The organism is Seonamhaeicola marinus (genome assembly GCF_008085455.1).
This window is the reverse complement of record NZ_VSDQ01000198.1, coordinates 1-217: the sequence shown is the minus strand read 5'-3', so window position 1 is coordinate 217 and position 217 is coordinate 1. Positions and strand designations below refer to the sequence as shown.

Here is a 217-nt window from a genome sequence, read left to right as displayed (position 1 = left end):
GGCGATGTAGATTCGCCTGAAAAAGCTGCCGAAATGCGTGATAGTTACGGTTTAGATGGCGCCATGATTGGGCGTGCAAGCATTGGAAACCCGTGGTTTTTTAAACAAGTAAAGCACTATTTTAAAACAGGCACATATTTACCGCCTATTTCTTTAGAAGAACGTGTTGAAGCAGCGCGCCGCCACTTACAAATGTCTATTGATTGGAAAGGTGAAA

General features: G+C 43.3%; 1 protein-coding gene. It reads left to right on the top strand.

The features are described from left to right. On the top strand, window positions 1-217 hold a 217-nt coding region (locus FUA24_RS03000; RefSeq protein WP_187388140.1), incomplete at both ends, for a tRNA-dihydrouridine synthase.